The organism is Kitasatospora sp. NPDC051984 (assembly GCF_044593455.1).
In the GTDB taxonomy this organism is placed as follows: Bacteria; Actinomycetota; Actinomycetes; order Streptomycetales; family Streptomycetaceae; genus Kitasatospora.
Window position 1 is genome coordinate 43,858 of the sequence record NZ_JBIUCB010000009.1, and the last position, 10,633, is coordinate 54,490.

Here is a 10,633-nt window from a genome sequence, read left to right on the forward strand (position 1 = left end):
CCACCAACACCGCCCGGTTGACGGCACGTCGACTCATCGGGGCGGCTCCAACTCGGCCAGTTCACGGCGGTGGTGACGTTCCCGGACCGACCGGGTGCGGACGTCCAGCCGGTGCGGGCCGGCCATCGGGATCCGGCCCAGCTCGTCCCGCAGGTGGCGTTCCACCGCTGCCGGGTCGGTGGTTCCGGCGACCGTCACCCGGGTGCGCCACCGCCCCACCTTCACCTGCCAGTGGTGCAGGTCCGCGCGCTCCTGGGCCCGCAGCGAGATCAGCTCGGCGACCGCGCTGCGGTGGATCGCCGTCCCGCGCGGCTCCAGCGCGAGCCAGCCGCGCAGCCCGCGCCGGAACGCCAGCGTCAGCAGCACCAGCCCGAGCAGCACCGCCCCGGCGGCGAACCCCAGCACCCACGGGTCGTCGAGCTGCCGGGTCTCCAACTGGTGCGCCAACTCCCGCCGCCACGGCCGGGCCTGGCCACCGGAGCGCACCGCGATCACGTCGTACAGCAGCATCCCCGCGGCCACCACCACGACCGCCACCACCAGCGCCGTCACCACCCCCCGCTCGGACCGCAGCCACGAGGCGGCGCTGCGCTTGCGCAGCTCCTTCGCCGTCGCACTCACCGCAGGCCCGCCGGATGCAGGCGGTCCACGATCACCTCGGCCGAGGCCACGGCGGTGCCGGTCAGCTCGGCGACCCGCTCGCACGCCGCGTCCCGCGCCGTCCGGGCCAGCGCCGCGACGTCGCACGGGAACGGCAGCTCCACATGCAGGGTGAGCCGGACCCGGCCGTGCGCGTACAGCGCCGACGCTTTCGGCCACGGCCCCGGCTGCGGGTGGCCCCGCCACGCCGGGGCGAGCGCGTCGGCGACGGCCCGGGCCGCGATCCGGCGGTACACCCGGTCGGCGATCTGCTCACCACCACGCTGTGCGGGCGGGCCCGCGACCGCCCCCGAGTACGCCATCAGCGCCGCCGGTCCCGGCCGCGCAGCAACTCGCCCAGCTCACCGAGCTCCAGATCCCCCTCGACCAGCCGGCCCACCACGAAGCCCACCGCCCCCAGCGCCGCGACCAGCAGGAACGCCGCGAACCCGCCGAAGTAGCCGGCGAACCCGAGAGCCATGCCGGCGAGCATGCCCACCAACGCCACGTTCATCCACCACTCCTTCGCAGCCCGTCCCGACAACTCACTGCACCCGCGGGCGCCGGCCGGAGGACGAGGATTCCTCCTCCTCCACCTCGTCCAGCTCGTCCGGCAGGTGGACGTCGTTCACGGCGATGTTCACCTCGACCACCTCCAGGCCGGTCATCCGCTCCACCGCCTCGATGATGTTCGCCCGCACCTCACTCGCCAGCCGGGGAATCACCACCCCGTACTCGACCACCAGCGCGATGTCGATCGCGGTCTGCTTCTCCCCTACCTCCGCCTTGATCCCGCGCCCCACACTCGACTTCGACCCGGGCACCCGATCCCGCATCGCCCCGAACGTCCGCGAGAACCCCGACCCCAACGCATGGATCCCCGCCACCTCCCGCGCCGCCATCCCCGCGATCTTCTCCACCACCCCGACCGCGAGCGCCGTCCGCCCCCGCTCATCACCCACCGTCTGCGCCTCCACCGCGCCCTTCTGCAGATCCGCGGGCGTGGGGGTGTGTGGCTGCGCCATGTCGGGCCTCCTGGGGTCGGGTCCAGCTATATCCCAAATCACCCCTAACCCTGACATTTCGCCACGCAAAACGCTCGCGCAGCGACAGCGCAGGCGGGCGCGAAAACAGGGGCGCTGGGGGTACCCCCAGGCGAAGCCGAGGGGGCGGAACTGCGCGAGCATGGAGCGCACGCCAGCAAGGTCGCGATCAAGTGCAAGTCATTGCCCTGCGTCGCGACCTTGCTGACGGGTGCCTCCCGCTTCGCGCAGTTCTCCCCCAGCCCTGGGGGGCTGGGAGGTGCCCCCACCCGCCCCTGGTTGTGCTCTCCCTGGCTTCGCTCTCCTTACAGCCCCGCGAGGTCCCGGAGGCGTCGCGCCTGCGACTCTCGCTCCGCCGCCCGCTGCTGCTCGTACGTGCGGTCGCCCGCACCTTGCAGCAGCGCCTTCGTCTCGATGACGGCGTTCCGCGGCGCAGCCAACAGCGCCGCCGCCAGGTCCTTCGCCGTGGCGGTGAGCTCCGCGGCCGGGACGGCGACGTTGGCGAGGCCCGTGGCGACGGCCTCTTCGGCGCCGACGCGGCGGCCGGTGGCGCAGATTTCCAGGGCGCGGGCGTAGCCGAGCAGGTCGGTGAGGGGCTTGGTGCCGGTGAGGTCGGGGACCAGGCCGAGGGAGGTTTCCTTCATGGCGAACTGGACGTCCTCGGCGACGACGCGCAGGTCGCAGGCGAGGGCGAGCTGGAAGCCGGCGCCGACGGCGTGGCCCTGGACGGCGGCGATCGAGATCAGGTCGGTGCGGCGCCACCAGGTGAAGGCTTCCTGGTAGAAGGCGATGGTGGCGTCGAGTTCGGCGTCGGGGGAGGCGGCGAGCTGGAGGAAGCCGGTTTCGCCGGGGATGCCCTCGGGGGTGAACATGGCGCGGTCGAGGCCGGCCGAGAAGGAGGTGCCCTCGGCCTGGAGGAGGGCGACCCGGACGGTGCCGGGCAGGGCGCGGCCGATCGCGGCGAGGGCGCGCCACATGGCGGGGGTCTGGGCGTTGCGGCGCTTGGGGTCGCAGAGCGTGACGGTGGCGAGTTCGCCGTCCAGGTCGAGGCGGACGCCGGCCTGTCCCCACGCGGTGCGGTCGGCGTCGGGGATGTGGGTGGTCATGGCGGTGCTACCTCCAGCGACAGGGCGGGGACGCCCGCCGACCCCGACGGGCTACTGGAGAGTAACAAAGCACCGGATCCACGTACAGGAATGCCGGTGGAATGCTCGCGGAATACGAGGCGCAAGGGCCCGGAAACGACGGTCGGCGGCTCGGGAGAACCCGGCCGCCGATCCGTGTGGAACCTCGTGCGTTGGCGAGCAGCGTGCTGGTGCAGCATGGGCGGCCGGGGCTGCTCGAGCACCGCCCGCCTGAGGTGATGGACCGTCAGGAACCGGCGGCCGCAGCGGCTTTGCCCTTGCCGCGCGTGGCACCGCCACGACCTCGAAGGTTGACCCCGGACTCGCTGAGCATCCGGTGGACGAAACCGTAGGAACGGCCCGTCTCCTCCGCGAGGGCGCGAATGCTCGCGCCGGAGTCGTACTTCTTCTTGAGATCGGCCGCGAGCTTTTCACGCGCGGCACCTGTCACCCGGCTGCCCTTTTTCAGAGTCTCGGCCACCCGTGCCTCCTCGTAGAGGTGATCAGTCAGATTCCCATGATCACCCATTGCAAGGCTCCTGGCCACCCATTCGACAAGGTCCGTCACCGGAAAGCGGGCTCGTCCGGTGGTGTTCGCTGCGCACCAGGGCGCTCACGGAGGGTGTGCGCGCCCCTCCGCGATTCGCTTCGGTGAGCGAATCCGCTGCTCAGCCCGCCGGGCAGGCACGAAACGGCCCGGGCCTGCAGAGCCAACGGCTGTGCGGGCCCGGGCGTTCCCGGATTGGACGGACGACCAGTTCCCCTCGTACCGACGGCCGACCCGGTGTCTACTCGCCGGTTGCCTTCGGACCTCCGGGGTTCAGGCGAGCGACACCAGGTCGTGGTAGGCGGGGCTCCACAGGTCCTCGACGCCGTCGGGGAGCAGGATGATCCGCTCGGGCTGGAGCGCGTCCACCGCGCCCTCGTCGTGGGTGACCAGGACGACCGCGCCGGTGAAGGTGCGCAGCGCGCCGAGGATCTCCTCGCGGCTGGCCGGGTCGAGGTTGTTGGTGGGCTCGTCGAGCAGCAGCACGTTGGCGCTGGAGACCACCAGCGACGCCAGCGCGAGCCGGGTCTTCTCACCGCCGGAGAGCACCCCGGCCGGCTTGTCGACGTCGTCGCCGGAGAACAGGAAGGAGCCAAGGATCTTCCGGATCTGCACCAGGTCGGTGTCGGGCGCGGCGGAGCGCATGTTCTCCAGCACGGTGCGCTCGGGGTCGAGCGTCTCGTGCTCCTGGGCGTAGTAGCCGATCTTCAGGCCGTGGCCCGGGATCACCTCGCCGGTGTCCGGCTTCTCCACGCCGGCCAGCATCCGCAGCAGGGTGGTCTTGCCGGCGCCGTTGAGGCCGAGGATGACCACCCGGGAGCCGCGGTCGATCGCCAGGCCCACGTCGGTGAAGATCTCCAGCGAGCCGTACGACTTCGACAGGCCCTCGGCCGTGAGCGGGGTCTTGCCGCACGGGGCCGGGTCCGGGAAGCGCAGCTTGGCGACCTTGTCGGAGACCCGGACCTGCTCCAGGCCGGAGAGCAGCTTCTCGGCGCGGCGGGCCATGTTCTGCGCGGCGACGGTCTTGGTGGCCTTGGCGCGCATCTTGTCGGCCTGCGAGTTGAGGGTCGCGGCCTTCTTCTCGGCGTTGGCGCGCTCGCGCTTGCGGCGCTTCTCGTCGTCCTCGCGCTGCTGCTGGTACTGCTTCCAGCCCATGTTGTAGATGTCGATCGCGGAGCGGTTGGCGTCCAGGTAGAAGACCTTGTTGACGACCGTCTCGACCAGGTCGACGTCGTGCGAGATGACGATGAAGCCGCCCTTGTAGGTCTTCAGGAAGTCCCGCAGCCAGGCGATCGAGTCCGCGTCGAGGTGGTTGGTGGGCTCGTCGAGCAGCAGGATGTCGGCGTCCGAGAACAGGATCCGGGCCAGCTCGACGCGGCGGCGCTGACCACCGGAGAGGGTGTGCAGCTCCTGGCCGAGGATCCGGTCCGGCAGGCCGAGGGCGGCGGCGATGGTGGCGGCCTCGGCCTCGGCGGCGTAGCCGCCCTTGGTGAGGAACTCGGTCTCCAGCCGGGCGTACTTCTTCATCGCGTTGTCGCGGGTGGCGCCCTTGCCGTTGGCCATCCGCTCCTCGTTCTCGCGCATCTTCTTGAGCACGGTGTCGAGGCCACGGGCGGACAGGATGCGGTCCCGGGCGAGCACGTCGAGGTCGCCGGTACGCGGGTCCTGCGGCAGGTAACCGACCTCGCCGGAGCGGGTGACGGTACCGCCGGCCGGCAGACCTTCGCCCGCGAGCACCTTGGTGAGCGTGGTCTTGCCCGCACCGTTGCGGCCGACCAGACCGATCCGGTCGCCCGGGGCGATCCGGAAACTGGCCGACTCGATCAGGATGCGGGCGCCGGCACGAAGCTCCAGGGCGTTCGCGGTAATCATGGCTGGGGTCACTCCTAGACGTGGGGATGGCACTCAGCCATTCGCTTCAGTCTACGGGAGCGCGCGAGACGTTTTCCTGGGGCGTGGGAGGGCGCGAACCCACCGGGTCACTTCTCGCAGGTGGGCGTCGACGCCGCGAACGGCATCGAAGCACCGCAGTTGGTCTCCCGGCCGCCGCGGGTGGTGTCGTAGACCCAGGTGCCGATCACCGGGCCGTCGTCGATCGCGATGCGGTGGCGGTCCAGTGGGCGCATCTTCACGTCGGGGCCGGTGTTGAGGAAATTGCCGGGTGCGTTGAGCGCGAACACCATGACGCCGCCGGGCAGTTGGCGGGCGGCGCCGTTGGTGGGCACGCAGACCCGCGGCACCAGGACGGCGTCCTCGCTCTGGGCGGTGCGGGCCGGGTCGAAGGTGCAGCCCGCCGGGGGGCGGGAGTTGAAGCGCAGGTCGCCGTCGCGGTCGCGGAAGCCCATCAGCAGGCCGGGGGTGACCACGGTGACGAACGCGTCGGCCTTGGAGTCGGCGGAGGGGTGCAGGGCGGCGGCGGCGCGTTGCACGGCGAGTGCCTGGCGCTGCTCGTCGGTGCGGTCGGCCGCGCCGGGTTCGCCGTCGGCGCGCAGCCAGTCGGCGAGGCCGGGGACGCTGCGGTGCCAGCGGACGGAGTGGTCGGCCGGGTTGACGGAGGTGACCATGCCGTCGTCCCAGACCACGGCCGCGTCCTCGCCGACCATGGTCAGGTAGAGCGCGGTGGCGCCGTCGCGGCGGTAGGACCACAGGTGTTCGCCGGTGCTCCTCGAGTAGGCCTCCACGCCGGGGCCGACCTTCAGGTTCAGGTCGCCGGTGCTGGCCGACTGTGCGCCGACCGGGCTGGCGTCCGCCGCTCCGGGCAGGACCTTGTCCCCGAACGGTTGCGGGCGGTTGGCGTGCGCCGCCGCGCCTGCCGCGAGGACCAGCAGTGCGGCGGCGGCGGGCAGTACCGATCGGGGCGACAGAGTGCGCAGCGGATTGAAGGACACGGCCGGAGCGTACCGTCCGGCCCCGACGGAATTCAGCTGGATTCGAACGCGCCACGCCGCCGCCGCACGCCTTATACGGTTCCGACACAACCGGTTGCGACCTGCGTCGGCGGGCCGTCTCCCGGTCGTTACGGCCCGCTAGGGTACGGCTTCGACCGGCCGACGGACTGTTACAGAGGTGAGACAGGGATGGAATTCGACGACGACGCCCAGTTGGACGGCTCGCAGGTGGAGGACCGCCGCGGCATCCCCGGCGGCGCCGTGGCGATCGGCGGCGGCGCGGTCGGCATCGTCGGCCTGATAGTGGCGCTGGTGCTGGGGCTGGACCCGTCCATGTTCAGCAACTCGCACAGCAGCAGTGCGCCGGCCGCGGGGAAGGCCACCGGCACCGCGCAGACCTCGACCTGCAAGACCGGCGCGGACGCCAACAAGCGGCAGGACTGCCGGATCCTGGCGACGGTGAACAGCATCCAGAACTACTGGCAGGGCGAGTTCGCGAACCGCGGCAAGAAGTACTCGCAGGCGGACAGCGTTCTGTTCACCGACCGGGTCCAGACCGCGTGCGGCCCGGCGACCTCGGCGATCGGGCCGTTCTACTGCCCGGGCGACCACAAGGCCTACTTCGACCTCGGCTTCTTCAACGACATGGGCCGCCAGCTGGGCGCCCAGGGCGGCCCGTTCGCCGAGGCCTACGTGGTGGCCCACGAGTACGGGCACCACGTGCAGACCCTGCTCGGCGTCAGGGTCGGCAACGACCGGCAGGGCGCGGACAGCGCTTCGGTGAAGTCCGAGCTCCAGGCGGACTGCTACGCGGGCGTGTGGACGCACCACGCCACCACCACCCCGCAGGCCTCCACCGGCCGTCCGCTGATCACCAAGCTGACCGACGACGACATCGCCCGGGCGCTGGACGCCGCCGAGTCGGTCGGCGACGACCGGATCCAGAAGCGCGCAACCGGGAAGACCAACCCGGAGACCTGGACGCACGGCTCCTCGGAGCAGCGCAAGCAGTGGTTCACCACCGGCTACCAGAGCGGCGACATGACCAAGTGCAACACCTTCGGATGACCGTGCGGCAATGACCCGATGGGGTGACATGCGACATTTCTGATGGACTGTCAGGTTACGCTCCAGGCGCCCGAGTTGTCCCCGAGTCCGTTCGGAGTGAGCCCATGCGCCTCGGCCGTCTCACCCTGGCTGCCGCCGCTCTGCTGCTGATGACGACCGCGAGCGTGCCCTCGGGCACGCCGCTCAGCCAGACCGAGCGGCACGCGGCGCTCTCCTCGGACGCCATCCAGCCGCGCGGCGCGGCGCCCCGTCCGACGGTCCAGCGGGCCGTCCACGAGGTGCCGTTCGGCGCGTTCGTCGGTTCCTGGAACGAGTACATCCCGAACATCGCGAAGATGGCGTCCTGGCTGGACAACGCCAACATGCAGGTCGGCCACACCTATCTGGCAGGCAACAGCTGGCGGGACATCGAGGGCGAGCCGGTGGTGCTCGGCCTGTGGTCGCAGTGGCGGCAGGCCGACCAGTCCCGGCGGCTGGTGCTGGGCGTGCCGATGCTGGTCCCCAACGAGGGGAACGTGCCGGACGGCGAGGTGGCCGGCCTGCTGGCCCGCGGCAACAAGGGCGAGTTCGACCAGCACTTCCTGCGCCTGGCCCGCAAGTTGGTGGCACTGGGCGGCGGCGACACCACCATCACCCTGGGCTGGGAGATGAACGGCATCACCTACACCTCGCGCTGCCGGCCCGACCCGGGCGCGTGGAAGGCGTACTGGCGGCGGATCGTCGGCGTGATGCGCTCGGTGCCCGGGCAGCACTTCGCCTTCGACTTCACCCCCACCCGCGGGCTGGACGCGATCCCCTGGACGCGCTGCTACCCCGGTGACGACGTGGTCGACATCCTCGGGATGGACAGCTACGACATGCCCGCGGGCGGCACCTTCGACCAGTACGTCAGCGAGCCGTATGGCCTGCAGGACCAGGTGGAGTTCGCGGCCAAGCGCGGCAAGCCGGTCTCCTACCCCGAGTGGGGGCTGTTCCGCAACGGCGACAACCCGGAGTACGTGCGCCGGATGGTCGAGTGGATGCGCACCCACGACACCGCCTACCAGACCGTCACCGACTACTGCCCGCACGGCTTCTGGCAGTGCCAGGACAACCCGAGGTCGGCGGACGTCTTCAAGCAGTTGATGTCCGGCTCGTCCGGGGCGGCGGGGCCGGCCCTCATGCCGTCACCGAAGCCTGGCCCGCACTAGCGCCTCCTTCAGCTTCGGCAGCCTGGTCCGCAGCAGCCGCACGGCGGCGGTCCGGGCCCGCACCCGCAGGGCCCGGGCGGCAGCGGACGGGGCGAGCCGACCTGGGCCGAACACCAGCCGCTGGTTGGGCAGTTGGTCGGGCCGCCAGCGCTGCTTGTACGGCTCCTGGCCGCGCAGCAGGCTCAGTTGCGGGATCCCGGCGGCACGCACCTCGTCCAGTGCGCCGCCGAACAGCAGGCCGGCGATGTCCAGTCGCTCGCGCAGGCCGGGGTGGGCGCCGTACATGTAGAGGCCGGCGAACGGGCTGCACAGCAGGATCAGGTCGACCGCGACCAGCTGCCCGTCGAGCTCGAAACGCTGTATGGCCGCCCGGCGGGTGGCCACCAGGGCGGCGGTGGACTCGGTGAGGTGGTGCGCGAAGCGCTCGGTGCGGTGCTCCGGGGTGACGCCGCGGTCCTGCCACTGGAGGCGGTGCAGGCGCAGCAACTCGCGGACGGTGTCCGGGACTTCGTCGGCGGTGGCGGTGTGCACCCGGATCCCGGCCTCGGCGATCTTCCGCAGTTTGACCCGGCTGCGCTGCGCGGTCTTGCCGGGCAGCCGCTTGAGCAGCTGGTCCATCGGGACGGCGGGCAGGTACTGGCACATCGAGTCGGCGAACCGGTGCCGGCGGCCCGGCCAGTGCGCGAACACCCGTTGCAGGGCGGCCTCGGGGTGCACCTCGCGCAGGTCCAGACTGTGCCAGGGGCGGCGCAGCGGCAGTGCGGCGGCGAGTTCGGCGGCGGCCCGGTCGGCGCACTCGTCGTCCAGCAGGACATCGGTGAAGTCGACCAGGCCCGCGCCCAGGTTGGTCAGGCCGCCGAACGGGCCCCGGCGGCGCAGTGCGGCGGCGGCGACCAGCCGGCCGTCGCGGCGAACCAGCACCAGGACCAGGGCGCCCGGGCGGCCGTAGCCCTGCCACCAGGAGCGCAGCCAGGGCGCGGACTGGAAGACCGTGGCGGTGGAGCAGCGGCGGTAGAGGTCGTCCCAGTCGTCGGCGACCGTGTCCAACGCGTCGTCGCCGCGCAGGACTTCGGCGGTCCAGCGGTGGCCGTCGGCGGCGGCGTGGTCGGCCTGGGCGGGGACCGTGGCGGCGGTGGCGGGCGGCTGGCGGAGCTTCATCGGTACACCCCTTCGGTCCGCGGGGTCTCGGCCTGGGTGGGGAAGACGGCAGTGGTGGAGCCGGGGTCCGGGTCGGGCCCCCGGCGGGTGAGCATCACCAGGGCGCCGAGCAGCACGCCGGCGGCGCCGCCGACGGCGGTGTCCAGGGTGGCGGACGGCGAGGCGGGGGCGTCGGGTTCGGCGGCGGCGGCCAGTTGGACCAGTTTGACGCCGGTCTCCTTGCTGCCGGAGTTGCCGAACGCCATCAGCGACCGGGCGACCGCGCCGGCGTTCTGCACGGCGTCCTCGGGGCGGGGGCCGGTGCCGGTGATCTCGATCACCGGGGCGTCCGGGGAGGTGGTGCCGCGCACCAGGGCGGCCAGCGTGGCCACCGAGCGGTGGGTCTCGGCGGCGGCACCGATCAGCACCTGCGGCTGGCCGGTGAGCCGGCCGTACGCCTGGGCGAAGTTGACGGCGTTGGCGTTCTCACCGGCGTTCTGCGGGACCACCACCACGTAGGCGGAGGAGGCGTAGGACGGGTGCGAGACGACGGCGTAGCCGGTGCCGGCCGCCACGCCGAGCGGGACGGCGACGGCCATCGGCCACCAGCGGCGGGCCGGCGCGCGGAAGCGGCGGAGTGGTTCGGGCATCGGGGACTCCAGGAAACGAGGGGAACGGGGTCAGCGAGGGCGGGCCGCCGCACCTGGCGGGACGGCCACGGCCATCGGCCACCAGCGGCAGGCCAGCGCACGAGCGCGACGGCGTAGTAGGGGCATCGGGGGGCTCCAGAGAACGGGGTCAGCGGAGGCGGGCCGCCGCACCTGGCGGGACGGCCACGGCCATCGGCCACCAGCGGCAGGCCAGCGCACGAGCGCGACGGCGTAGTAGGGGCATCGGAGGGCTCCAGAGAACGGGGTCAGCGGAGGCGGGCCGCCGCACCTGGCGGGACGGCCACGGCCATCGGCCACCAGCGGCAGGCCAGCGCACGAGCGCGAAC

General features: G+C 72.2%; 12 protein-coding genes. 2 read left to right on the forward strand and 10 right to left on the reverse strand.

Annotation, left to right across the window (positions count from 1 at the left end):
- Positions 1 to 33: 33 nt before the first annotated feature.
- The 8 genes from ACIHEI_RS19375 to ACIHEI_RS19410 all read right to left on the reverse strand — a co-directional run bounded on the left by ACIHEI_RS19375 (position 34) and on the right by ACIHEI_RS19410 (position 6,241).
- Positions 34 to 621 carry a hypothetical protein gene (locus ACIHEI_RS19375; protein ID WP_396607473.1) on the reverse strand — a complete coding sequence of 196 codons (588 nt, stop codon included), beginning with the start codon at positions 619 to 621 and terminating at the stop codon, positions 34 to 36.
- Entirely contained in the window at positions 618 to 962 is a 345-nt protein-coding gene (locus tag ACIHEI_RS19380; RefSeq protein WP_392956393.1) for a hypothetical protein, read from the reverse strand. Before ACIHEI_RS19380 ends, ACIHEI_RS19375 begins: the two co-directional genes overlap by 4 nt.
- Positions 962 to 1,153 carry a hypothetical protein gene (locus tag ACIHEI_RS19385; protein WP_392956396.1) on the reverse strand — a complete coding sequence of 64 codons (192 nt, stop codon included), beginning with the start codon at positions 1,151 to 1,153 and terminating at the stop codon, positions 962 to 964. The genes ACIHEI_RS19380 and ACIHEI_RS19385 overlap by 1 nt, the downstream gene beginning before the upstream one ends.
- Positions 1,154 to 1,184: 31 nt before the next feature.
- A complete protein-coding gene (locus ACIHEI_RS19390; protein WP_396607474.1) occupies positions 1,185 to 1,664 on the reverse strand; it encodes an Asp23/Gls24 family envelope stress response protein in 480 nt (159 codons plus the stop codon).
- A 323-nt stretch (positions 1,665 to 1,987) separates the two neighbouring features.
- The gene (locus tag ACIHEI_RS19395; RefSeq protein ID WP_396607475.1) at positions 1,988 to 2,788 is read right to left on the reverse strand and encodes an enoyl-CoA hydratase/isomerase family protein; all 801 of its coding nucleotides are present in this window, start codon (positions 2,786 to 2,788) and stop codon (positions 1,988 to 1,990) included.
- Positions 2,789 to 3,053: 265 nt separating this feature from the next.
- Positions 3,054 to 3,287 (reverse strand): helix-turn-helix domain-containing protein, encoded by a 234-nt coding sequence (locus ACIHEI_RS19400; protein ID WP_014138756.1) that lies wholly within the window; start codon positions 3,285 to 3,287, stop codon positions 3,054 to 3,056.
- A 339-nt stretch (positions 3,288 to 3,626) separates the two neighbouring features.
- A complete protein-coding gene (locus ACIHEI_RS19405) occupies positions 3,627 to 5,225 on the reverse strand; it encodes an ABC-F family ATP-binding cassette domain-containing protein (RefSeq protein ID WP_396607476.1) in 1,599 nt (532 codons plus the stop codon).
- A 107-nt stretch (positions 5,226 to 5,332) separates the two neighbouring features.
- Positions 5,333 to 6,241: a hypothetical protein gene (locus ACIHEI_RS19410; RefSeq protein WP_392956402.1), complete on the reverse strand. Its 909-nt coding sequence runs from the start codon at positions 6,239 to 6,241 to the stop codon at positions 5,333 to 5,335.
- A gap of 189 nt (positions 6,242 to 6,430) precedes the next feature.
- Here ACIHEI_RS19410 and ACIHEI_RS19415 point away from each other — a divergent pair, with 189 nt between their 5' ends.
- Positions 6,431 to 7,309, forward strand: a complete 879-nt coding sequence (locus tag ACIHEI_RS19415) for a neutral zinc metallopeptidase (protein WP_396607477.1) — start codon at positions 6,431 to 6,433, stop codon at positions 7,307 to 7,309.
- A 104-nt stretch (positions 7,310 to 7,413) separates the two neighbouring features.
- Complete coding sequence (locus tag ACIHEI_RS19420; protein WP_392956408.1) at positions 7,414 to 8,499, forward strand: glycoside hydrolase family 26 protein; 1,086 nt, start codon at positions 7,414 to 7,416, stop codon at positions 8,497 to 8,499.
- On the opposite strand, the gene ACIHEI_RS19425 is transcribed toward ACIHEI_RS19420, so the two are convergent.
- Both ACIHEI_RS19425 and ACIHEI_RS19430 read right to left on the reverse strand, forming a co-directional pair.
- Positions 8,476 to 9,657 carry a GNAT family N-acetyltransferase gene (locus tag ACIHEI_RS19425; protein ID WP_396607478.1) on the reverse strand — a complete coding sequence of 394 codons (1,182 nt, stop codon included), beginning with the start codon at positions 9,655 to 9,657 and terminating at the stop codon, positions 8,476 to 8,478. The two genes, ACIHEI_RS19420 and ACIHEI_RS19425, sit on opposite strands and share 24 nt — an antisense overlap.
- On the reverse strand, positions 9,654 to 10,286 hold the full coding sequence (locus tag ACIHEI_RS19430) for a lipopolysaccharide biosynthesis protein (protein ID WP_396607479.1): 633 nt from the start codon (positions 10,284 to 10,286) through the stop codon (positions 9,654 to 9,656). The genes ACIHEI_RS19425 and ACIHEI_RS19430 overlap by 4 nt, the downstream gene beginning before the upstream one ends.
- Positions 10,287 to 10,633 lie beyond the last annotated feature (347 nt).